Consider the following 20,262-nt stretch of genomic DNA (forward strand, 5'->3'; position numbering starts at 1 on the left):
CCCTCGGGGTCCGGTGAGCTAGAGCCCCTGAGCCAGACGGTAGTAGGCCTGGTTCCAGCGCACCTCCTGCTGGAATCCGCGAACCGTCGTCGTGTCGTCGATGACGAGCAGCTCGGTCTTCGCGATCTCGGCGAAGTCGCGGAAGACCTCGATGCCCACGGCCGTCGTCATGACGGTGTGGTGCGCGGCGCCCGCGGTCAGCCACGCCGCGGCGCTCGTGGCGAAGTCGGGCTGCGGCTTCCAGATCGTGCGCCCGACCGGGAGCTTAGGCAGATCGGGCGCCTCGACGTTCTCGACGACGTTCGCGACGAGGCGGAACCGGTCGCGCATGTCGCTCATCGCGACGACCAGGGCGGGCCCGGGGTCGGCCGTGAACACCAGGCGCACGGGGTCGTCCTTGCCGCCGATACCCAACGGGTGAATCTCGAGGCGTGCCTTCTGCGACGACAGCGACGGCGACACCTCGAGCATGTGCGCCCCGAGGATGCGCTCGCTGCCGGGAACGAGGTCGTAGGTGTAGTCCTCCATGAGGCTCGCGCCGCCGGGCAGGCCCGCGCCCATCACGTTCGCGACGCGCACCAGGATGGCCGTCTTCCAGTCACCCTCGGCGCCGAAGCCGTAGCCCTCGGCCATGAGGCGCTGAACGGCCAGACCCGGCAGCTGCTTGAGCGCACCGAGGTCTTCGAAGCTCGTCGTGAAGGCGCCGAAGCCACCCTCCTCGAGGAACGAGCGCAGGCCGAGTTCGATCGCCGCGCCGTCGCGCAGCGACTCGTGGCGCTCTCCCCCGGAGCGCAGCTCGGGAACGACGTCGTACTCCTCTTCATACAGGGCGACGAGCGCGTCGACGTCGGATGCGGATGCATCGGCCACCGCATCCGCCAACTCGTTGACACCCCACGTGTTGACCTGCACGCCGAACCGCAGCTCGGCCTCGGTCTTGTCGCCCTCGGTGACGGCGACGTAGCGCATGTTGTCGCCGAAGCGCGCGAGCTTCAAGCTGCGCGACGCGGCCCACCCCGCCGCCGCGCGCTGCCACGAGGCGATCTCGCCGCGCACGCGGGCATCGGAGGCGTGCCCGACGACGGTCTTGCGCGCGACACCGAGGCGGGTCTGGATGTACCCGAACTCGCGGTCGCCGTGCGCAGCCTGGTTGAGGTTCATGAAGTCGAAGTCGATGTCCGCCCACGGCAGCTCGACGTTCGCCTGCGTGTGCAGGTGCAGGAGGGGCTTCTGCAGGGCGTCGAGCCCGCCGATCCACATCTTGGCGGGACTGAACGTGTGCATCCACGCGATCAGGCCGATCACGTTGTCCGCCGCGTTGGCCTCGAGGGCGAGGCGACGGATGCTGTCGGCATCCTTCAGCACGGGCTTCCAGACGACCGTGACGGGCACGTTGCCGTCGAGCTGAGCGACGACGCCCTGCGACTGATCGGCGACCTGCCGGAGGGTCTCTTCGCCGTAGAGATTCTGGCTGCCGGTGACGAACCAGACCTCGTACGACTCGAGCGAGGTGGAGAGGGGGGTGCGGGGCATGTCGTGCTGCTTTCGATGAGGCGTCAGAGGGCGGCGACGGCGGCGTGCTCGATGGCGAGCCCGGCTTCGTAGCGCGTGAGATAGGTGGCGTATCCGGCCAGGTCGATGGGATCGGGCGCGACGATCGCGAACCCGGCCGCGGCGAAGACACGCTCGGCCAGATACGCATCGAGGGCGAGGTCGTCGGCCGCCTTCCGGTAGGCGGCGAGAACCGCGATACCCCACGCGCCACCCTCGGAAGCGGTTTCGGCGACGGCGACGGGGGCCTCGATCGCGGCGGCCAGGAACCGCTGCGCGACCCCGGCCGTGCGGAACATGCCGCCGTGCGCGTACATCGTGTCGACGGTGACGCGCTCGCCGTGCAGCACGCGCATTCCGAGGCTCAGCGTGCCGAACGCGGCGTAGAGCTGCGCGCGGGCGAAGTTGCCCAGTGTCGGGCGCGAGTCGGGGGTGCGGACGACGAGCGGTCGGCCCGCGTCGAGCCCGGCGATCGGTTCGCCGGCGAGGTGGTTGTAGGCCAACAGACCCCCGGCATCCGGTTCGGCCTCGAGCGCCTCGCGGAAGAGGACCTCGTAGACGGCGTCCGCCCCGAGCGGGATTCCCGCGGCCTCGGCGAAACGGGCGAACATGCCGGCCCAGGCGGCCAGTTCGCTCGCCCCGTTGTTGCAGTGCACCATCGCGACCGGGTCCCCGGCCGGTGTCGTGACGACGTCGAGCTCGTGGTGCACGTTCGCGAGCGGGCGCTCGAGCACGACCATGGCGAAGATGCTGGTGCCCGCACTGACGTTTCCCGTGCGGGGCGAGACCGAGTTCGTGGCGACCATGCCGGTACCGGCATCACCCTCGGGCGGACAGAACGGGATGCCGGGGGCGAGGGTCCCGGACGAGTCGAGGAGCGCCGCGCCCTCGGACGTCAGCTCGCCCGCGCCGACACCCGCGGTGAGTACCTCAGGCAGCAGCTCGGCGAGAGGCGCGGGAAGGCGCCCATCCGCCAGCGAATCGTAGGCCGCGACCATGGTCGCGTCGTAATCCCCGGTTGCCGGATCGATCGGGAACATCCCGGACGCATCGCCGACGCCCAGCACGCGGCGCCCGGTCAGGCGCCAGTGCACGTACCCGGCAAGGGTCGTGACGAACCGGATGTCGGGAACGTGCTCTTCCGCGTCGAGCACCGCCTGGTGCAGATGGGCGATCGACCAGCGCAACGGGATGTTCACACCGAAGACTTCGGTCAGTTTCGCCGCGGCGCGACCCGTCGACGTGTTGCGCCAGGTACGGAAGGGCACGAGCAGGTCATCGTCGTCGCCGAAGGCGAGGTAGCCGTGCATCATGGCCGAGACCCCGATCGCGCCCACCGTGACCGGGCTGACACCGTGGCGCTGCTCGGCATCCGTCCTCAGGTCTGCGTACGCGGCGGCGAGTCCCGTCCAGACATCCTCGAGGGGATGTGTCCAGCGACCGCCTTCGAAGCCGTTCTCCCACGCGAAGCCGCCGACGGCGAGCACATCGGCGGGATCGTCCGCGTCGACCAGGCACGCCTTGATGCGGGTCGAGCCGAACTCGACGCCGAGCGCCGTGCGTCCGGACCGGATCGTTTCGGCAGCCGTTCCCGGCTTGCCGCCGTCGGCGGCGGTCATCGGCGATCGTCCTCGTTCTGTCCGTAAACGTTCTGGTAGCGGCCGTAGAGCGCGTCGATCTTGTCCTGCGGAATCGGGATCAGGGGCCCTGCCTCGCGCGCGATGTGCACCGTGCGCGCCGCGTCCTCACACATCACCGCGGCCTTGACCGCATCCTTCGCCGATACCCCGATCGTGAACGGCCCATGATTCTGCATCAGAACCGCGCGGCTCCGGTGCCCCGTCAAGGTCTCCACGATCCCCCGCCCGATCGAGTCGTCCCCGATCACCGCGAACGGACCCACCGGAATGGGGCCGCCGAACTCATCCGCCATCCCCGTGATCACACACGGGATCTCTTCGCCGCGCGCCGCCCACGCCACCGCGTAGGTGGAGTGCGTGTGCACCACACCCCCGACATCCGGCATATGCCGATACACATACGCATGAGCCGCCGTATCACTCGACGGAGAACGATCGCTCCCCGGCGTCCCCGGCACGACTTTCCCGTCGAGGTCGCAGAGGATCATGTTCTCCGGAGCCAGATCGTCATAGGACACACCCGACGGCTTGATCACGAACAGATCCGCACCCGGCACCCGGCCCGACACGTTCCCGCCCGTCCAGACGACCAGGTCATTGCGCACCAACTCCGCGTGCAGACGGGACACGTCATCGCGGGTGGCCGAGATCGCCGCCTCGACGGAATACGGGTCTTCGGTTGTGCTCACGGAGTCTCCATCGGTCTCGCGGCGATCGCCGTACGACCGGCGACGGAGACTATGTTACCGGTATCATTCGATCTTCACTACTGTCGCGTCGACTCATCGAGGGGCGGTGGAGCGACGCGCAACGAGGCGAGGGGTCTCGATGTTCGTCGTGCTGCTCCCTCCAACGACCTCGGCGACCACCCGCCGAGCTTCGGACGCGAGATCGAGTCGTACGGTCGTCAGCGCGGGCAGGTAGAACGCCGAATCGGGGTTGTCGTCGAAGCCGACGACCGACAGCACGGTCGGAACCTCGACGCCGCGCGCGTGCAGTCCGGCCATCAGACCGAGAGCCATCTGATCGTTGGCCACCGCGAGCGCGGTCGGCGGGTCGGGGCGCCCCAGCGCCTCGACGATGTCCCCCGCGAGCGCGTACCCCGCGGCCGCACTCCAGTCGCCCTCCCACCGTGCGGCGACGGCGAGACCGGCCGCGTCGAGCGCCTCGGCCACCCCTCTCGAGCGCGCGATCGCCTCGAGCCAATCCCCGGGACCCGCGACTTCGGCGATTCGCCGATGGCCGAGATCGAGCAGGTGCGTGACCGCGAGTGCCGCCCCGGCGGACTGCGCCACCGTACCCGTGCCGCCGTGGAGGGCGACGATCGGGACTCCGGCCGCCACGGTCTTCGCGGTCTCGAGCGTCAGGGCATGCGATCCGACGAGCACGATGCCGTCGACGCCCTGCGCGAGCAGGTGCCCCACCGCGGCCTCGACCGCCGAGACATCCGACGCATCCGCGTATGCCGTGGCGATCCAGCGCCCCTCCGCTCGGGCCGCTGCCTCGAGGGCGGCAACCCCCTCGGCCGGGCCGTAGAGAGCGGCATCGGATGCCAGCACGCCGAGGGTGCGCGACGTGCTGGTACCCAGGGCCCTCGCCGCGTTGTTGATGCGATACCCCAGCGCTTGGATCGCGTCGAGCACCCGCTGCCGCGTTTCGGGACGGATATGCGGATGCCCGTTGAGCACGCGTGAAACCGTCTGCGTCGAGACCCCGGCATGCGCTGCGACATCGCGCACACCGACGGCACGCGCGGGCGCGGGCTGCGTCATCGTCTTCCTCCCCTGGGCTGAGCATCAGCGTAGTGATAGAAGCTATGTTCTATCACTTTCCCTTAGATCATTGTCGGAATCGTATTTTTGTACTAATATGGATTCATGATCGAGCGCCTCGAACTTCTCGAATCCACGCCGACGAGCGTGTCGATGGAAGAGTCGCTGGGGTTCTTGTTCGACGACCTGCAGAGCGATCAGTTCGCGGCGATCCGCCACGAGGCGCGTCGCGCGGCTGGCATTGCAGAAGCGATCGAGATCGCTCGCAGGCACCCGTACGTGTACACGGACATCGTCGGAGCCGATGGCGAAGAGATGGCGGTGCGCGGAGTTCTGTTCGATCTCGCGTTGCGTCTGAACGTCGCCGAGCAGACTCTCCGCTCCCTCGCGCACACCGCCGCGACCGCCGCCGAGTCGCTGCCGTGGCTCTGGCGCCGCGCGCTCGATGGCTTTGCGCCGCTCGTGCTGGTCGACGCGGTCGTCGCGGGCGTGGCACGGTTGCAGGCGCCGGTCGACGCGTCGCCCGAGCAACACGCCGAGGCCGAAGCCGCCATCGCCGAACTCGACGCCGCTGCTTCGGAATGGGTGCTGTCGTGCTCGCGCGCAGCGTTCCGTGCGCGCCTCACGAGGCTCCTCGAACGCCTCGACGCGCGACGCGAGGATGTGCGGCACGCAGCCGCGATGCGCGACCGTCGCGTGGTCATCGAGCACATCGACGACGGGATGTCGTGGGTCTCGGCTCTCGTACCGACCGTCAGCGCCGTGGCCATGGGTCGACGCCTCGACGCCACCGCGAAGGCGACGTCGAAGGACGCGCGCGAGTCGCGCACCCGCGATCAGATCCGCGCCGATCTGTTCGCGTCGTGGCTGATGGGCGAGGGAACCCCGACGGCGGTCAAGACGAAGGTCTTCGTCACGGTGCCGGTCTCTCTGCTGACGGGCGACGGCAGCCGGGCCGACATCGCGGCCCGGCTCGCCGCCCTCCCCCGCGAAGATGCACAACTCGTGGGCCATGGCCCGATCGATCCGCTCACCGCCGCCCAGATCTTCACCGACGCCCAGGCTTTCCACCGGGTGATCACCGATCCGGTTCGCGGGATCGTGCTCGAGATGGACCGTCGCACCTACCGCCCGACCGAGGCGCAGCGCACGTGGCTGATCCTGCGCCACGGAAAGTGCGCGCGGGATGGATGCAACCGGCTGGCGCTCGACGCCGACATCGACCACGACAGGCCGTGGGCTCTGGGCGGGCGCACCGATCAAGACAATCTGCGCCCCCTGTGCCCTCCGGATCATCGGCATCGGCACAGCACCAGATTCCGCTTCATGACGCGGCGCGACGGCACCGTCAGGGTCGAGACGCCGACCGGTTACGTGAGTTCTGCACCACCTCCGTTCTGATCGACCGCACTCCGCCCGCCCTCGCACCGCGCCTGTGTGCGAGCCTGGATGGATGCGCATCGCTCTCACGGGTTCTTCCGGCAAGCTCGGCTCTGTCGTCCTGCGCGAACTGCGCGCGGCCGGCCACGACGTCATCGGCATGGACATCGTCGGCGAGCGCGGCCCCGGCTTCGTGCGCGTGGACCTCACCGACTACGGCCAGGTCGTCGATGCCCTCACCGCGGTCAACGATCAGCACGACGGGTTCGATGCGGTCGTCCACCTGGCCGCCATCCCGGCGCCCGGTATCGCCCCGGATGTCGCAACGTTCCACAACAACATGCCCAGCACGTTCAACGTGTTCTGGGCCGCGATCCGGCTCGGCATCACGCGCATCGTCTACGCATCGAGCGAAACCGTGCTCGGCCTGCCGTTCGACGTGCCGCCGCCCTACATTCCGGTCGACGAGGAGTACCCCGCTCGCCCCGAGTCGGTCTATTCGCTGGTCAAGCACCTCGAGGAGCAGCTCGCGATCGAGCTCGTGCGGTGGCATCCGAATGTCTCGATCACGGCGCTGCGCTTCTCGAACGTCATGGTGCCCGAGGACTACGCGGCGTTCCCGTACGACGCCGATCCGCGCGATCGCAAGTGGAACCTGTGGGGGTACATCGATGCCCGCGACGGCGCCCAGGCGATCGATCGGGCGCTGCAGGTCGCTCCCCCGGGCTTCGACCGCTTCATCATCGCGGCGGCCGACACCGTCACGACCCGGCCGAACGTCGAACTCGTGGCCGAGGTCTTCCCCGACGTGCCTGTCCATGGCGACCTCGGCGTGAACGACACGATGCTCTCGATCGCGAAAGCTCGGCGCCTGCTCGGATACGACCCCCAGCATTCCTGGCGCGACTGACCTGTCGTTGTTGCGCATGCCCGCCCTAGGCTGGCCGAATGGTTGCGGTCTACCACGCGCTCAAGGCACACAGGGGCTGGGTCGACAACGGCAAGCCCTGACCAAGCGCGGGACGCGCGGCTGTTCGAACCGCGCAGCACCCGGTGAACGAAGAACGCCCCCGCATGCACGGGGGCGTTCTTCGTTTTTGTGGCGAGTGAGGGATTCGAACCCCCGAAGGCTACGCCGGCTGATTTACAGTCAGATCCCTTTGGCCGCTTGGGTAACTCGCCAGGGCGCGCCCGTCCGACTTTCTCAGACGACCGGAAGCGCGATCTCCCATATTACCCAATCGGCGGCGCTCCGAAGTACGCGGGTCAGGTGCCGAGGCTGTCGAGATCCACACCACGCAGTTCGCTCGGGGTTCGCAGCAACGCACCCTCGAACCGGCAGGTGGTGGCGGCGATGAGCATCGCCTCGTCGAGAACCCCGCGCCACCCCTCCGCGTCGCGGGGCTCACCATCCTGCGCGAGGCGGGCGACGACCGCCGAAAGCGTCGCGTCACCGGCACCCATCGTGTCGACGACCCGCCCGGGCAGGTCCGCGATGGGTGCGACGAGCTCATCGTCACCGAGCGCGACGGCGCGAACGAACGCACCGTCCGCGCCGCGCGTGCCCAACACGATGGGCACACCGAGCTCACGCATCCGCTCGGCCGAGTCATCCAGCGATTCCCCGAACATCAGATGCGCGTCGTCGTCACCGATCTTCACGAGCGACGCGCGCGGCGCCAAATCCTCGAACCCGGCCACGAACTCGGCCAGATCACGCATCATGCCGGTTCGCGGATTCGGATCGATCACGAGGCGCGTCGACGAGCCGTGAACAGCCGTGGCGAACTCCGCCGCCTGCGCCGCGTCATCGAAGGGGAAGCAGCTCACGACGGTCATCGGCGCATCCGCTATCGCCGCCCGCTCGACATCGCCGAAACGGATGCGTCGGGCCTGGGCCGCGGCGTTGAACACGTAGACGGGTTCGGCGCCCCCGGCTCGCTCGCTCACGGCGCGCGACGTCCCGAGGGGCGATGGAGTCGCGAGCAGCTCGACGTCGAAGTCGGCGAGATAGGCGCGGATGCGGGCACCGGCGTCGTCGTCGCCGACCATCGCGATGAGCGTCGTCGGAATGCCCAGACGAGCCACTCCGACCGCGACATTGAGGGCCGCTCCCCCGACGAACTCCCGCACCCCGAGGTCGTCCCGCATCTCGTCGATGAGCGCGTCACCGACCACCACAACCCGTCCTTGCGTCATGACGCGAGACTACGCCAGCACCCGTTCGACGAACCGCTCCGTGCGACGTCGGGCGCCGTCGATCCGCCGGTCGACACTCGCCCGCACCTCGGAGGGGGCGAGCGGAGCCGCGAGCCTGACGTTCTCGTGACACGACAGATCGGCGCAGATATAGGTGCCGACAGTGTCGCCGTGCGCACCGGATGGGCCCGCCTTACGGGCGGTGAACAGCGAGACCTGATCGGCGGGCTGGAGCGTGTGGCAGATGTCGCACATCCCGGAGCGGGCCCGCGAGGTCGTCGAAGCGGCCCTCAACGCAACGCCGAGCGGCTTGCCGTCCTGCTCCGTGACGACGTATCCGCGTCCACGCGCCTCGGGATCACGCCACGCCAGAAAGTCCAGGTGATCCCAGTCGGTCAACAGGAAGTCGTGCGGCAACTGCAGCTGCCTGATCTCTTCGTCGACGACGTTCACGAACGACGCCCGAACCTCGTCCTCGGTCAGCGGTCGCATCCCACCTCCATGCATCGTGCCCCTCCAGTCTACGAACGACGCCGGATAGACTGGATGGATGGCCGATTCATCCTTCGACATCGTCAGCAAAGTCGACCACCAGGAGGCCGAGAACGCCCTGAACCAGGCGCGCAAAGAGATCGAGCAGCGCTACGACTTCAAGGGCACCGGTGCATCCGTCGAGTGGAGCGGCGAGTCCGTTCTGATCAAGGCGAACAGCGAAGAGCGCGCGAAAGCGGTTCTGGATGTCTTCCAGTCCAAGCTCATCAAGCGCGGCATCTCGCTGAAGAGCCTCGAGTCGGGTGAGCCGTTCGCGAGCGGCAAGGAGTTCCGCATCGTCTCCACGATCAAGGACGGCATCTCGCAGGAGAACGCGAAGAAGATCGGCAAGATCATCCGCGACGAGGCCCCCAAGGGCGTCAAGTCGCAGATCCAGGGCGACGAGCTGCGCGTGCAGTCGAAGAGCCGCGACGACCTGCAAGAGGTCATCCGGGTACTGAAGGCCGCCGACCTCGACGTCGACCTGCAGTTCGTCAACTACCGCTAGGTGGGCTAGCTGACCTGGGGTTTTCCTGGTTCAGTCCGCAGGGAGTCCGCGGAATCCAGGATTCCAGCCATAAAGTCCGCCGTCGCGGACCGCGTGCGATCCTCTGCAGACGGCCACAGGTGGCTGTACACGTTGAGCGTGATCGACGGCTGCGAATGCCCCAGCGACCTCTGCACCGTCACGACGTCACAGCCCGCGGCGATCAGGTTCGACGCGTAGGTGTGACGTAGCGCGTGCAACGTGACATCGTCGGGGAGGCCCGCTGCCTCTCGGATGCGCCGCCACTCCCCTGCCGCGTTGTTGCGGTTCCACACACGCTGCAACGGAGTGAGGAAAAGCATCTCGTCCGGCGCTCCGATGCCCTCCCCGGCGATGTGAGCCGACAGGATCCGGAGAAGTTCGTCGGGAACGTATACCGTCCGCTCGGATCCCGCCTTGGGTGGCACGAGCTCGACCGTCTTGATTGTCGAGACCTGGACCTGCCTCGATACGGCGATCGAACGGCCAAGAAAGTTGATGTCGCGTAGTTGAAGGCCGGCGGCTTCACCGAGGCGTAGACCCGCGAACACGCAGACCGCGACGAAGGGACGGAAGTCGCCCGCGACCTCGAGCACCCTGCGCAGTTGCTCAGCGGTGAGCGTCTTCATCGCCGCGTCCGCGCGACGTTGCCGTGGCGGCTTCACCCCTGCAGCCGGCGACTCCGAGATGACCTTGTCGACCACCGCGGCACGAAACGCCATCTGCACGTAGTTCAAGCGAGTCTTGACGGTGGATGGCGCGAGTCCGCGCTTCACCTCTGCCGCGACCCACGCTTGCACCTGGGACGGCTTCACACGCCCGATCGCATGATCGACCCACGGGACAGATTCAACAGATGTACGGGCCGCATCCGTCGTGCCCGGGGCCCACGACTGCCTCGCCATCCAACCGGTGCACCACTCCCGCCACGTCGATCGTCCCGCTTTGGGGTCGACGTACTGGCCGGTGACTACGGCTGCGGTGACCTCGTCGATCCAACGCTGCGCGTCACGCTTCAATGAGAAGTGTCGCGCGTGCTCCCGGCTGTCCCGTCGCGGTACCGGGCACGCCACTTCCCGTCAGTCCTCTGCTTAATCGAAGCCATCTGGAGGACTCTCCTGATGGGCCAGTAAGTTGCGGCGAGTTACGAGGCGAGCAAGCCTCATGTCGATCTGGGATACCTCCCCCGCCAAGACACCGAGTTCATGCTCGAGGCCCTGGGAGGCCGAACGCTTCTTCTCGCTCTCGAAAGTCAGCCGCTCGATTTCTGTCTGCAACCTCTCGAGCTCAGCACGCCGATTGACCGCAACCGCATTCGGATCCGCCACAAGGACCGAGATCTGCGTATTCAACACCCCAACCAGCGAGAGCGCCTCCGTTAGCCGCAACGGTCGCTCACCTTTCTAACGCTCCAAACGGTCGCCTGGGACCACTTGTGTCCGAGCTGGCGCATCCGTTCAGCAAGGTCCTTTTGCGTCATCGCACCCCGAAGCTGAGAGAGGTTCGCGCCGATGTGTGTATCGAGTGGCTGCACTGAACAAACGGTACCTCAATTGCTAGTTGACCGCTAACGGGAATTCATGGTCTACTGTGCTTCATAGTCGACTGGCGACTAGGAAACATAGCCGAAAGGGATGCTCCCGATGGAGAAGTTGCTTTTCATAGACGAGGTCGCCGAGCGGCTTCGTCGTTCCCCCGCCCAGGTGCGTTGGATGATCAACCAGAAGCGTGCCCCGAAGCACGCGAAGATCTCCGGTCGGATCTGCTTCCGCGAAGCGGATGTTGAAGCGTGGATCGAAGACCAGTTCTCGGCCGCGTCATGAACTCACGCGCCCGCGCGATGGCAGTCGACACGGGCACGTCGCTCGAGGCCGCACTCAGTCAAACCGAAACGCACACGACGACCGTGCGGGAACACATCGTCGCGATCTTGCGTGACGGCCCGATGACCGACGATGCGATCCGTGCCGCGTACGAGGTGCGCGTGCGGACGCACGACGCACCCATGGCCTCGCCCAGTTCCCTGCGTTCCCGTCGCTCGGAACTGTGCCGCAGTGGCACGGTGAGCGCTACTCGCCTAGAGGGCCGCTCGGACTTCGGGCGTCCCGCGACTGTGTGGGCTCTCACGATCGCGGCGAAGGAGACGAAGTGTCTCTTCTGACAGACCCTCGCAAGAAAAATGGCCCCGCCGAGGTGCAACTCGACGAGGCCCAAGCACCCACGAAAGGTACTCAAATGAACACCACCACTATCGCACACCCCACGGACCTCGAGCAGTGGGATCAGGTCGAAGCCGACTACCTCGCAGCACACCCGGAGATCCGGGCCTCGGTGCCGACGTGGGCCGAGACCATCGACATCGAAGCCATCGACGACGAACTCGAGGGCACGATTTTCAGCTTCCTCACTCGACAGGGCGAGGTCGAGTTGTACGGCTGTGGACGCCTGACAAACGGGGTCGTACGGATCTCTGGCGAGCAGACGCCGAACCTCTACCTACCGAACGAGGTCGAGGTCTCGTCCGGTGACGACCTGAGAACGATCGCGCGGGACTTGCTTGCCATGGCCGACATCTTCGACGGAACCTCGGAGGCGGGACGATGAGCACGTGCGAGGCTTCCTTTGACAAGAAATACCGCGACTACACCACACGCATTGCGCGCGACGCAACGACCGCGGCGCACTACGTCACCGTCGATGGCGCAGCAGCACGCCTCCACTACTTCATCTACCGGGTCCCGAGCCGCAAAGAGTTCGTGCTGCGGCACATGGCCGGATCCACACCCGCCGAGCGCGAGTCCGCCGAGCGCGTGCTGGCGCTTATGCCGGATGGTCGCTGGGCGCGCTACAGGCCTAAGTGTTGGTTCAAGTATCGAACGCCGGCTGGTCACTACTGCTGGCGGGTTTCGCTGGGCAGGTTCCTCGACGATCCGGTTGTGCAGCTCGAACTCGAGATGATGATCGACCGGTACGCCGACGATCTCGCGCAACGCCTATGGGAAGTCGGTTCGTCGTGACAAGTCAGCGTGCCCTCACGTCGCGCCTGCTCGGGTCTGGACACGGTTGCGCTGCACCCACGCAAGGACCTCGGCGCGGTCGTAGAGGACGACCTTCCCGCGCTCGCCAGTCGGCTTGAAATACGGGGGATCAAGGCGCTGCTTACGGCGAGATTCGAGGATCTCCTCGGTCATACCCGGCAATAACTCGCAAACCTGAGCGGGAGAAAGATAGGTCGGCATCATCGGCCCATCTTCGCGCGCGATGGACCTCACAAACACCCGCGGTCACTAGCCGCCCCGCGTCCAAATCTCGGCCATCGTGCCGACATCGCCCCCGCCTTCAATGACAAGTCACACACGAAAGAGAGACATGACCATGAGCAGGAACCACGGATCCAAACACACCGACCCCACATCGCGTCTCGTGGAATCGACCGCGATCGTTCATCGCCGCTGGCTGCTTTGCGTCGGCATCATGCTCGGGATCAGCATCGGCGTCGGCGTGACACACGTCATGCCGTACACATGGTGGTCGTACGCCGTGATCGCCACGGGGATCGCAGCGGTCTTAGTGAATCGGCCTGACTTTCGTTCCGTTCTTCAAGCAAGGATGGAACACGATGAACAGGAAGTATTCGCCGGAGATGCGTGAGCGGGCGTTGCGGATGCTCGCGGAGACGCGGCCGTCGCACCCGACGATGATGAGCGCGGTTAGGCATGTGGCTGGGCTGCTGGGGATGAGCCCGGAGACGTTGCGACTGTGGCAGCGCCGGGCCGAGGTCGACGCCGGTGTCAAGCCCGGGCTGACGACGGACGCGGCGGTGGAGATCAAGCGGCTGCAGAAGGAGAACGCCGAACTGCGCAAGGCCAACGAGATCCTCAAGGCTGCGAGCGTGTTTTTCGCGAAGGAGCTCGACCGCCCCTGACCGAGATGGTCCGGTTCATCGATGAACACAGGGATCGTTTCGGGGTCGAGCTCATCTGCCGGGTCCTCAAACCGGCAGTCCAGGGCTTCCTCACCGCGCGCGGCTACCGCGCCGCTGTCAGCCGTGCGGCGTCAGCGAGGCAGCTGCGCGACGACCTGCTGGTGCCGGAGGTCGCTCGCCTACATGCGGAGAACTACGGCGTCTACGGACGCCGGAAGATGCACGCACTCATGCGGCGGCAAGGGTGGGAGATCGGTCGCGATCAGACCGAACGGCTCATGCGGCTCGCCGGGGTGGAGGGCGTGAAGCGGTCCAAGCGGATGTTCACGACGAAGTCCGACCCGGCAGCGGAGAAGCCGAAGGATCTCGTGCAACGCCGGTTCACTGCCCCCGGCCCGCGCCGCCTCTGGGTCGCTGACGTGACATACGTCGCAACATGGTCCGGGTTCGCGTATGTCGCGTTCGTCACCGATGTCTATTCGCGTCGCATCGTGGGCTGGAACGTCGCAGCCACGCTCAAGTCCGACATCCTGCCACTACGGGCGCTCGATATGGCCGCCTGGGACGCCGGCGGACGCCTCGACGGCCTGGTTCATCACGCCGATCACGGATCGAACTACCTCGCCGTGGTCTACACCGATCGGATCGAGGAACTCGGCGCGAAACCCTCCACCGGGACCGTCGGCGACTCGTTCGACAACGCCCTCGCGGAGGCGGTCAACGGTCTCTACAAGACCGAGCTGATCCGTCAGCGCGGCCCCTGGCGAACCGTCGAGCAGGTCGAGCTAGCAACCCTTGAGTACGTGTGGTGGTGGAACAATCAGCGCCTCCACGGCGAGCTCGACATGCGCACCCCGATCGAGGTCGAAGACGCGTACTACGCTGACCTGGAATCAGCCAATCCGGCACCTGCTGGACAAGGCTCCCGATAGGAACGAAAGTCAGGCCGATTCATAGCGGAGATGGGAGCAGCCGTCTGGTGGTCCCGGCTCGTGTGGAACCTCGACGAGTTCGCGCGAGCACGAACCGAAGCGACCTCGACCACCGGCACGCAATCCACCGACTGAATTACCCCGATGGGCCTCGCCGGGCGACCGCCCACCCACGAGGACCCCCACCGCACCGCAGGTGACGATGAGAACTTCCGTGGCGGGGCGAACGTTCGGCCCTCGCGCGCGCGCGAAGCGCGGTGTCAGATGGGTTCGCCTTTCATCGTGAACCCGAATCCTTCGGCGAGACGTCCGAGCATCGATTCGGCTTGCGCGAGACCGGGTTCGCCGTCTACGAGTTCGAGGCGGGTGACGCGTTCAAGGTAGTTGGTGAGTGCGACGGAGTAGTCGCGTTGGTCCCGCGCTGGGGTGTCTTCGGTCTGTTCGAGGCGGTCGAGGACGGTGTCGACCTGGTCGTAGAGGCGTTCGATGATCTGGCTTCGCCGGGCGGCACGGTCGACTTGCGACGCCCGGGTGGCGTTCTCGGTCTTGGTGCGGTCAAAGCTGAGGCCCTCTTTGGCTGCCCATTCGGACACGGTCGACTTGGCTACGTTGAGGCTGCGGGCGATGCCGCTGCAGGAGAAGCCTTGACTGTGCAGGTACTTGGCCCGCTCGTGGTCGAGGGCGGTCACTTGTGTTCCCGGACGATCTGCGCGAGCGTCCGCTTCGCCCTCCGCCCCAGATCCTTGTAGATCAGGAGACGAGACGCGGCGGTCTCTTCGTCGGTGAAGTGCTCTTCGGCGCTCGCTACGTCGATCTCCGCGAGCTTGGATGCGAGCCATGCGCTGAGTTCTTGGTCGGCGTCGACAAATGCGCGTGAGCGTGCCGAGGCTTCGGTCTTGGTCAGGGCCATGTTTCTCCTATGTTCGGCCGCGGTTTAGTGCGGCGGTGAAGTCGGCCCTGCTTCCGACACTTCCATGATGACAGTTGTAAGGGGGCACGGTTGTGGCCGGCCATCAGTCGACCTCGTCGATCTTCCGCGCGCGCCCAGGCTGGATCGCGTCGCGCGCTATCAACTTGCCGCCGAGAACATCGTCGTACGCCGCGTAGACGGGCTGGACGTCCAGTCCCTGGCGGAAGCTGCGGAACTCAGGCGATGCAACGATCTCCTCATCGCTCGCGTGCATCAGCAGCGAGGCTTCGGGGGGGCGCTTCCCCTGCTCGATGCGCTTCGCAACGTCACGTTTCCATAGCGTCACCTCTTGAGCGGTCTGGTTCTCCTCTAGGTCATCTCGCCACGCCTCGAATCGTGCTCTGAGTTGCTCCCGGTTGGTCGCGTCGTTGAGGTACTGCTGCGCGTTACCCACCGCGACCGCGTATGCGATCCAAGCCTTCTGAGCGGTCTCGAGGGCGTCGATCGCGGCCACCATCGCCGCATGTGTTTCGAGTTGCGCGACCCCGCCTTCCGGAAGGAGCAGTTCTGCCACGGTCACGCCGAAGACCTTCGCGAAGGCGAGGAGTTCATCGATTGTGATCTTCCGGCGTCCGTTTCCTGCAGCCGAGTTTTCGATCTTCCACAGCGTGGTTCGATCCGTGGTCCATCCGACGTCCTGCAACCGGCGTGCGAGCTCGGTGTGTGTGAGGGGGTTGGGGTTGCCCGCAGCATCCCTGTGCGACTCGCGCAGGGACTTGATGCGCTCCGGTAGGCGCTGTTCGGCGGATCCCGGGGTCGCGGTGATCAGCGCAGCGACTTCGCGCCAGCTCGGCTCTGTGTTCATGATTGCTCCGTTCCAAACTCGCTACTTTCAGCGTAGCGCATTCAGAGCACAGTCGCGCGACACTGGAGGAACAAACGAAGGGAGCAAGCAGTGAGCATCGCCGAAGACGCAATCGCCTTGCGACTGATCGACCCGCCTCGGGCGCGGGAGATCCGTGAGCGCGCCAAGCTGCCTGGCTCTTGGATTGCCATGGAGCTACGAGTCGACCCCTACACCGTCCGCCGCTGGGAGACCGGAGCCAGTCGTCCACGTGGACGCATGCGGCTCCGGTACGCACGTCTCCTTGCCCAGCTGAACGAAATCAACGAAGCGGCATGAGCATCGCTGCGTCGTCGCCAGGACTGGCCCGCGTCACACCCATAGGGCGACGTGCGGCCACGGTCGACGAGATCCTCACCCAGTCGCGCGACCCTCACGAACTCCCCGCCGAGCTACACGACCTCTGGCGTGACGGGTTTCACGCGGGAGCGGCAGCGATGCGCGCACAGCGCGACCAGGCCGAAGCCGCGGCGGACTACTGGTACCTCCGCGCGAACCACTCCGCCACACAGATCCGCGAGATGCAACTGCGGGCGATGGATGAAGGGTGGCGCGTGTACTGGCGGACCGGGATGCCTACCGAGGCGGTGCCCGAGTGACCAAGGAACAGGAAGCCGACCGCCCGGATCGCTATGTCGATGTCGAGGCGATCCTCAACGGGACGTTCACGGCTCCACAGACATCGATCGGCGGGCGCAGGAGCGACGGTGTACCGCTGCTGTACGCCGCAGCTGTGAACGTCCTGCTCGGTGCCCCAGAAGCCGGGAAAACGCTCGTGGCCGGCGCGATGGCTGCAGACGAACTCTTCACCGAGGGCCGGGTGCTGTGGGTCGACCTCGACCACAACGGGGCACCCGCGATCCTCACCCGGTTCCGCCAGTACGGAGTCGCGGCCGAGACGCTCATCGACCCTTCCCGGTTCCGGCTGTCCATCCCGGAGGACGCGGAAACGGTGATGGCTGTCGTGAAGGACGCGACGACATGGAACCCGACTCTCGCGGTAGTCGACAGTATCGGTGAGCTCCTCCCCCTCTTTGGGGCCTCGAGCAACGACAGCGACGACTACACCCGAGTCCACCGGGCCGTCCTCACCGCTCTCGCCCGGACGGGTACAGGGGTTCTCGCGATCGACCACGAGGCCAAGGGCACCGACTCACGCAACTACGGAGCCACCGGCACCATGGCGAAGAAACGGGCCGTAGACGGTGCGCTGATCCGCGTGACGAACGTCTCCCCGTTCACTCCGGGGCGTGGTGGAGAAGCTCAACTCTCGATCGTGAAGGACCGCCACGGGGCACTCCGTGCGATCTCCACGGCTTCACGGGAACCGATCGTTTGCAACTTCACCCTCGACTCGCGCGGCGACGCGCTGCTCGCTAGGTTCCCTGCTCCTATGCAAGTGCATGTTCCCCGGTCCGATTTGGACGAACTGCACCGGCTTGTTCCCCCGCCCTCCTCTGTGCGTGATGTGAAGGAGCGGATGAGGTGGGGCGGAACGCGTGCGACCAGGGCTTTTCAGGAGTTCAAGGGTGTTCCCGGAACACCGGGGAACGTTCCGGGAACGGGTGACGAGTGGAGTGTTCCCGTGTTCCCCGTCTCTATAGACGGGGAACGGGGAACGCTCGTCGGGAACCACGGGGGTGCGTCATGAGAAATCCGGTTGCCGCGATCGCCAATCACTACACCTGCCCCGACTGCCTCAACGACGGGCACCTCACTCAACTCGACACCGGCGTCTGGGTTCTGACCGTCCTGCACGACCCCACATGCCCGTTCCTCGCCCAGCGGAAACAGGCCCAGAACGGAGCACGCTCATGACCGACATCGACGATCAAGTCGCGGCATTCGCGGCACAACTCGACGACCTCGCCGCAGTCGAACCGCAGCAGATCCTCAACGACGTCGACCGCCTCTCAACGGCGATCATCACCGCCCCCGACTGGTTGATGGCATCAGCGGAGATCCGGGAGACGCTCGACCGGTTCCCCGATGACGAGGACTACGCACACGGGGTCATCCTGGGGGCAATCATCCGCCTCACGCTCCACCTGACGCTCACCGCGGACCTATCCACCCTCCCGGGCGAAGAGGGGCTGCTGCGTCGCCTCCAGGCTGTCGCCTCAGCGTGCAGGGGGCTCGGGATTCACACACCAGGCGGCGCTGTGTTCTTCGGGGGTGTGTGATGGGTGGCTTCGACGCGGGAGCGCTCCTCTTCAAGATCCAGACCGTAGGCGCGGCGATCTTCAAGAAGGAGCAGGGCGACGCATCCCAAGCGCTCGAGAAGACCGGGCGGGCCGCGAAGACCGCGGCAGACGACCTCGACCAGGCCGGCACCGCGACGGACACCGCGGGCAAGAAGGCGAAGGCCGCGAAGGGCCCGCTGAACGAGCAGGCTGACGCGACCAAACGGGTCGGCGACGAGTCGAAACGGTCGAAGCGCCCGCAAGAGGAACAGGCGAAGGTCACCGAGCAGCAGGCCAACGCGGCGAAGTCCCTCTCCGTGGGCCTGCTCGCTGCGGGTGTCGCTGTCGGCGCGCTCGTCGGCATCTCTGTCACGAAGTACGCCGAGTTCGATTCGGCGATGTCGAACGTTCGCGCTTCGACTATGGCGACGGTGGAGGATCAGCGCGCCCTTGGCGACGCGGCCCTCGAAGCTGGCGCGGACACCGCCTACTCGGCCTCCGAGGCTGCAGGTGCACAGGAAGAGCTCGCGAAAGCGGGCCTCAACGTCGCGGACATCGTCGGCGGTTCACTGAACGGTGCGCTCGCTCTCGCCGCCGCCGGACAACTCGAAGTCGCCCGGTCCGCGGAGATCATGGCCACCACGCTGACGCAGTTCCGGCTACCTGCCGAGCAAGCCGCGCACGTCTCGGACGTGCTCGCCGCCGGGGCCGGCAAGGCTCAAGGGTCAGTCGACGACCTCGCTCTCGCCCTGTCATACGTTGGCCCGCTCGCGGGGTCTGTCGGCTTCTCCCTCAACGAGACGGCGGGCACGATCGCGTACTTCGCGACGCAGGGCATCATCGGCGAGAAGGCGGGTACGTCCCTTCGGGGCGTTCTTGCTTCTTTGCAGGCTCCCTCCGCTGCGGCGGACAAGGAGATGAAAAAGTACAACATCAGCATGTTCGACGGCAACGGCAACATGCTTTCAATGGCTGGCATCGCCGAGCAGCTGCGCACTCGCCTCGGCAACCTCAGCGAACAGGAACGGCTCGCGGCCCTTGGTCGGATCTTCGGCAACGAGTCGCTCAACGCGGCCACCCTGTTGTACGAAGGTGGCGCTGAGCAAGTCAATAAGTGGACTGAGGCAGTCGACGACACAGGTTACGCCGCTCAGCAGGCCGCGATCCGTCAGGACAACCTGGCCGGTGATGTCGAGAAGCTCGGTGGTGCGTTCGATACCGCGTTCATCAAGACCGGGTCCGGCGCGAACGAAGTGCTCCGCACAATGGTGCAGGCAGCGACCGCGCTCGTCGACATATACGGGGAACTCCCCGAGCCGGTGCAGACGACCGCGCTCGTCATCGGGGTCGCGACGACCGCCGTACTCCTCTTCGGTGGTGCCGCCGTCGGTCTTCGCGCGAAGTATCTCGAGTTGAAGACTGCACTCGACACGACAAATGGCAGCTTCAACCGAACCGCGATCCTCGGGGGCGCAGCGGGTCTCGCACTGACCGGTGTCATCACCGTCATCGCATTTGCTCGCACAGCAGCAAAGCCGAAAGCGCGCGCGAAAAGGCCCAGGCGTACGCTTGACACGCTTCGAAAAGACGGCAAAACAAACAAAAGATTCACCGAGTTCAAACCCGAGACCTTCGCCAAAGGCTAAACCTCGCAAACGACCGGACGCTCCTCTGGGCGAAACTTTCGGTTTCCGCCTTTCGACAAACGCGCAGAAGCTTCGGCATTTCAGCCTTCGACCTTGGTTCACGGACGCGCGACCGGCAAACGTCTTCCGCGATTGAAAGGAGCTTCAGGTTCTTGTTGCTTCG

At 66.1% G+C, this 20,262-nt stretch carries 26 protein-coding genes and 1 tRNA gene; 15 read left to right on the forward strand and 12 right to left on the reverse strand.

The window, feature by feature from the left end; translation table 11 throughout:
* Positions 1-18: 18 nt before the first annotated feature.
* The 4 genes from araA to CGU35_RS12605 form a co-directional block, all read right to left on the reverse strand.
* A complete protein-coding gene (araA, locus tag CGU35_RS12590) occupies positions 19-1,533 on the reverse strand; it encodes an L-arabinose isomerase (protein WP_100811928.1) in 1,515 nt (504 codons plus the stop codon).
* Positions 1,534-1,556: 23 nt separating this feature from the next.
* On the reverse strand, positions 1,557-3,170 hold the full coding sequence (locus tag CGU35_RS12595; RefSeq protein ID WP_100811929.1) for a xylulokinase: 1,614 nt from the start codon (positions 3,168-3,170) through the stop codon (positions 1,557-1,559).
* Positions 3,167-3,880: an L-ribulose-5-phosphate 4-epimerase gene (locus CGU35_RS12600; protein WP_100811930.1), complete on the reverse strand. Its 714-nt coding sequence runs from the start codon at positions 3,878-3,880 to the stop codon at positions 3,167-3,169. Before CGU35_RS12600 ends, CGU35_RS12595 begins: the two co-directional genes overlap by 4 nt.
* A gap of 93 nt (positions 3,881-3,973) precedes the next feature.
* Positions 3,974-4,963, reverse strand: coding sequence for a LacI family DNA-binding transcriptional regulator (locus CGU35_RS12605; protein ID WP_100811931.1), 990 nt, complete (start codon positions 4,961-4,963; stop codon positions 3,974-3,976).
* Positions 4,964-5,068: 105 nt separating this feature from the next.
* Between CGU35_RS12605 and CGU35_RS12610 the strand changes: the two genes are divergently transcribed.
* Positions 5,069-6,364, forward strand: coding sequence for an HNH endonuclease signature motif containing protein (locus CGU35_RS12610; RefSeq protein ID WP_100811932.1), 1,296 nt, complete (start codon positions 5,069-5,071; stop codon positions 6,362-6,364).
* 52 nt (positions 6,365-6,416) lie between these two features.
* Positions 6,417-7,253, forward strand: a complete 837-nt coding sequence (locus CGU35_RS12615; protein WP_100811933.1) for an NAD-dependent epimerase/dehydratase family protein — start codon at positions 6,417-6,419, stop codon at positions 7,251-7,253.
* Between the two features lie 190 nt (positions 7,254-7,443).
* Here the strand turns inward: CGU35_RS12615 and CGU35_RS12620 are convergent.
* The 3 genes from CGU35_RS12620 to CGU35_RS12630 all read right to left on the reverse strand — a co-directional run bounded on the left by CGU35_RS12620 (position 7,444) and on the right by CGU35_RS12630 (position 9,034).
* Positions 7,444-7,525 (reverse strand) — tRNA-Tyr (locus tag CGU35_RS12620).
* A gap of 84 nt (positions 7,526-7,609) precedes the next feature.
* Positions 7,610-8,542: a carbohydrate kinase family protein gene (locus tag CGU35_RS12625; protein WP_100811934.1), complete on the reverse strand. Its 933-nt coding sequence runs from the start codon at positions 8,540-8,542 to the stop codon at positions 7,610-7,612.
* Between the two features lie 9 nt (positions 8,543-8,551).
* Complete coding sequence (locus CGU35_RS12630) at positions 8,552-9,034, reverse strand: FBP domain-containing protein (protein ID WP_100811935.1); 483 nt, start codon at positions 9,032-9,034, stop codon at positions 8,552-8,554.
* Positions 9,035-9,092: 58 nt separating this feature from the next.
* On the opposite strand from CGU35_RS12630, the gene CGU35_RS12635 reads away from it, so the two are divergent.
* A complete protein-coding gene (locus tag CGU35_RS12635) occupies positions 9,093-9,581 on the forward strand; it encodes a YajQ family cyclic di-GMP-binding protein (RefSeq protein ID WP_100811936.1) in 489 nt (162 codons plus the stop codon).
* A 5-nt stretch (positions 9,582-9,586) separates the two neighbouring features.
* On the opposite strand, the gene CGU35_RS12640 is transcribed toward CGU35_RS12635, so the two are convergent.
* Positions 9,587-10,618: a tyrosine-type recombinase/integrase gene (locus CGU35_RS12640; RefSeq protein ID WP_232711295.1), complete on the reverse strand. Its 1,032-nt coding sequence runs from the start codon at positions 10,616-10,618 to the stop codon at positions 9,587-9,589.
* Between the two features lie 624 nt (positions 10,619-11,242).
* On the opposite strand from CGU35_RS12640, the gene CGU35_RS12650 reads away from it, so the two are divergent.
* The 4 genes from CGU35_RS12650 to CGU35_RS12665 all read left to right on the forward strand — a co-directional run bounded on the left by CGU35_RS12650 (position 11,243) and on the right by CGU35_RS12665 (position 12,616).
* Complete coding sequence (locus CGU35_RS12650) at positions 11,243-11,422, forward strand: helix-turn-helix transcriptional regulator (RefSeq protein ID WP_100811963.1); 180 nt, start codon at positions 11,243-11,245, stop codon at positions 11,420-11,422.
* Positions 11,419-11,760 carry a hypothetical protein gene (locus CGU35_RS12655; protein WP_100811938.1) on the forward strand — a complete coding sequence of 114 codons (342 nt, stop codon included), beginning with the start codon at positions 11,419-11,421 and terminating at the stop codon, positions 11,758-11,760. Before CGU35_RS12650 ends, CGU35_RS12655 begins: the two co-directional genes overlap by 4 nt.
* A 74-nt stretch (positions 11,761-11,834) precedes the next feature.
* Positions 11,835-12,203: a hypothetical protein gene (locus tag CGU35_RS12660; RefSeq protein WP_100811939.1), complete on the forward strand. Its 369-nt coding sequence runs from the start codon at positions 11,835-11,837 to the stop codon at positions 12,201-12,203.
* Positions 12,200-12,616, forward strand: coding sequence for a hypothetical protein (locus CGU35_RS12665; protein WP_100811940.1), 417 nt, complete (start codon positions 12,200-12,202; stop codon positions 12,614-12,616). The genes CGU35_RS12660 and CGU35_RS12665 overlap by 4 nt, the downstream gene beginning before the upstream one ends.
* A 15-nt stretch (positions 12,617-12,631) precedes the next feature.
* Here the strand turns inward: CGU35_RS12665 and CGU35_RS12670 are convergent, their stop codons facing one another.
* The gene (locus tag CGU35_RS12670; RefSeq protein ID WP_146047985.1) at positions 12,632-12,841 is read right to left on the reverse strand and encodes a DNA-binding protein; all 210 of its coding nucleotides are present in this window, start codon (positions 12,839-12,841) and stop codon (positions 12,632-12,634) included.
* Between the two features lie 127 nt (positions 12,842-12,968).
* On the opposite strand from CGU35_RS12670, the gene CGU35_RS12675 reads away from it, so the two are divergent.
* The gene (locus CGU35_RS12675; RefSeq protein ID WP_100811942.1) at positions 12,969-13,250 is read left to right on the forward strand and encodes a hypothetical protein; all 282 of its coding nucleotides are present in this window, start codon (positions 12,969-12,971) and stop codon (positions 13,248-13,250) included.
* A protein-coding gene (locus tag CGU35_RS12680) for an IS3 family transposase (RefSeq protein WP_100809984.1) occupies positions 13,219-14,456 on the forward strand; the annotation gives its coding sequence in 2 pieces (ribosomal slippage) (positions 13,219-13,504 and positions 13,504-14,456; 1,239 coding nt in all). The genes CGU35_RS12675 and CGU35_RS12680 overlap by 32 nt, the downstream gene beginning before the upstream one ends.
* A gap of 260 nt (positions 14,457-14,716) precedes the next feature.
* On the opposite strand, the gene CGU35_RS12685 is transcribed toward CGU35_RS12680, so the two are convergent.
* From CGU35_RS12685 to CGU35_RS12695, 3 genes are all read right to left on the reverse strand, one after another.
* A complete protein-coding gene (locus CGU35_RS12685; RefSeq protein WP_100811943.1) occupies positions 14,717-15,145 on the reverse strand; it encodes a terminase gpP N-terminus-related DNA-binding protein in 429 nt (142 codons plus the stop codon).
* Positions 15,142-15,366: a hypothetical protein gene (locus CGU35_RS12690; RefSeq protein WP_100811944.1), complete on the reverse strand. Its 225-nt coding sequence runs from the start codon at positions 15,364-15,366 to the stop codon at positions 15,142-15,144. The genes CGU35_RS12685 and CGU35_RS12690 overlap by 4 nt, the downstream gene beginning before the upstream one ends.
* Positions 15,367-15,469: 103 nt before the next feature.
* Positions 15,470-16,231: a helix-turn-helix domain-containing protein gene (locus tag CGU35_RS12695; protein ID WP_100811945.1), complete on the reverse strand. Its 762-nt coding sequence runs from the start codon at positions 16,229-16,231 to the stop codon at positions 15,470-15,472.
* Between the two features lie 90 nt (positions 16,232-16,321).
* On the opposite strand from CGU35_RS12695, the gene CGU35_RS18220 reads away from it, so the two are divergent.
* Genes CGU35_RS18220 through CGU35_RS12715 form a run of 6 tightly spaced genes read left to right on the forward strand, consistent with a single transcriptional unit; the run spans position 16,322 to position 20,099 of the window.
* Positions 16,322-16,549, forward strand: coding sequence for a hypothetical protein (locus CGU35_RS18220; RefSeq protein ID WP_146047983.1), 228 nt, complete (start codon positions 16,322-16,324; stop codon positions 16,547-16,549).
* Positions 16,546-16,869, forward strand: coding sequence for a hypothetical protein (locus tag CGU35_RS12700; RefSeq protein ID WP_100811946.1), 324 nt, complete (start codon positions 16,546-16,548; stop codon positions 16,867-16,869). The genes CGU35_RS18220 and CGU35_RS12700 overlap by 4 nt, the downstream gene beginning before the upstream one ends.
* A complete protein-coding gene (locus CGU35_RS12705) occupies positions 16,866-17,921 on the forward strand; it encodes an AAA family ATPase (RefSeq protein ID WP_232711296.1) in 1,056 nt (351 codons plus the stop codon). The genes CGU35_RS12700 and CGU35_RS12705 overlap by 4 nt, the downstream gene beginning before the upstream one ends.
* Entirely contained in the window at positions 17,918-18,088 is a 171-nt protein-coding gene (locus tag CGU35_RS18225; protein ID WP_157813978.1) for a hypothetical protein, read from the forward strand. The genes CGU35_RS12705 and CGU35_RS18225 overlap by 4 nt, the downstream gene beginning before the upstream one ends.
* On the forward strand, positions 18,085-18,453 hold the full coding sequence (locus tag CGU35_RS12710) for a hypothetical protein (RefSeq protein WP_100811947.1): 369 nt from the start codon (positions 18,085-18,087) through the stop codon (positions 18,451-18,453). The genes CGU35_RS18225 and CGU35_RS12710 overlap by 4 nt, the downstream gene beginning before the upstream one ends.
* A complete protein-coding gene (locus tag CGU35_RS12715) occupies positions 18,453-20,099 on the forward strand; it encodes a phage tail tape measure protein (RefSeq protein ID WP_100811948.1) in 1,647 nt (548 codons plus the stop codon). The genes CGU35_RS12710 and CGU35_RS12715 overlap by 1 nt, the downstream gene beginning before the upstream one ends.
* Positions 20,100-20,262 lie beyond the last annotated feature (163 nt).

Source organism: Microbacterium sp. BR1, from assembly GCF_002812725.1.
Lineage (GTDB): Bacteria > Actinomycetota > Actinomycetes > Actinomycetales > Microbacteriaceae > Microbacterium.

Coding starts and splice junctions, on each gene's coding strand:
- araA (WP_100811928.1), bottom strand. CDS start 1,533: ATGCCCCGCACCCCCCTCTCCACCTCGCTCGAGTCGTACGAGGTCTGG.
- CGU35_RS12595 (WP_100811929.1), bottom strand. CDS start 3,170: ATGACCGCCGCCGACGGCGGCAAGCCGGGAACGGCTGCCGAAACGATC.
- CGU35_RS12605 (WP_100811931.1), bottom strand. CDS start 4,963: ATGACGCAGCCCGCGCCCGCGCGTGCCGTCGGTGTGCGCGATGTCGCA.
- CGU35_RS12610 (WP_100811932.1), top strand. CDS start 5,069: ATGATCGAGCGCCTCGAACTTCTCGAATCCACGCCGACGAGCGTGTCG.
- CGU35_RS12615 (WP_100811933.1), top strand. CDS start 6,417: ATGCGCATCGCTCTCACGGGTTCTTCCGGCAAGCTCGGCTCTGTCGTC.
- CGU35_RS12625 (WP_100811934.1), bottom strand. CDS start 8,542: ATGACGCAAGGACGGGTTGTGGTGGTCGGTGACGCGCTCATCGACGAG.
- CGU35_RS12630 (WP_100811935.1), bottom strand. CDS start 9,034: ATGCGACCGCTGACCGAGGACGAGGTTCGGGCGTCGTTCGTGAACGTC.
- CGU35_RS12635 (WP_100811936.1), top strand. CDS start 9,093: ATGGCCGATTCATCCTTCGACATCGTCAGCAAAGTCGACCACCAGGAG.
- CGU35_RS12650 (WP_100811963.1), top strand. CDS start 11,243: ATGGAGAAGTTGCTTTTCATAGACGAGGTCGCCGAGCGGCTTCGTCGT.
- CGU35_RS12655 (WP_100811938.1), top strand. CDS start 11,419: ATGAACTCACGCGCCCGCGCGATGGCAGTCGACACGGGCACGTCGCTC.
- CGU35_RS12660 (WP_100811939.1), top strand. CDS start 11,835: ATGAACACCACCACTATCGCACACCCCACGGACCTCGAGCAGTGGGAT.
- CGU35_RS12665 (WP_100811940.1), top strand. CDS start 12,200: ATGAGCACGTGCGAGGCTTCCTTTGACAAGAAATACCGCGACTACACC.
- CGU35_RS12670 (WP_146047985.1), bottom strand. CDS start 12,841: ATGATGCCGACCTATCTTTCTCCCGCTCAGGTTTGCGAGTTATTGCCG.
- CGU35_RS12675 (WP_100811942.1), top strand. CDS start 12,969: ATGACCATGAGCAGGAACCACGGATCCAAACACACCGACCCCACATCG.
- CGU35_RS12690 (WP_100811944.1), bottom strand. CDS start 15,366: ATGGCCCTGACCAAGACCGAAGCCTCGGCACGCTCACGCGCATTTGTC.
- CGU35_RS12695 (WP_100811945.1), bottom strand. CDS start 16,231: ATGAACACAGAGCCGAGCTGGCGCGAAGTCGCTGCGCTGATCACCGCG.
- CGU35_RS12700 (WP_100811946.1), top strand. CDS start 16,546: ATGAGCATCGCTGCGTCGTCGCCAGGACTGGCCCGCGTCACACCCATA.
- CGU35_RS18225 (WP_157813978.1), top strand. CDS start 17,918: ATGAGAAATCCGGTTGCCGCGATCGCCAATCACTACACCTGCCCCGAC.
- CGU35_RS12710 (WP_100811947.1), top strand. CDS start 18,085: ATGACCGACATCGACGATCAAGTCGCGGCATTCGCGGCACAACTCGAC.
- CGU35_RS12715 (WP_100811948.1), top strand. CDS start 18,453: ATGGGTGGCTTCGACGCGGGAGCGCTCCTCTTCAAGATCCAGACCGTA.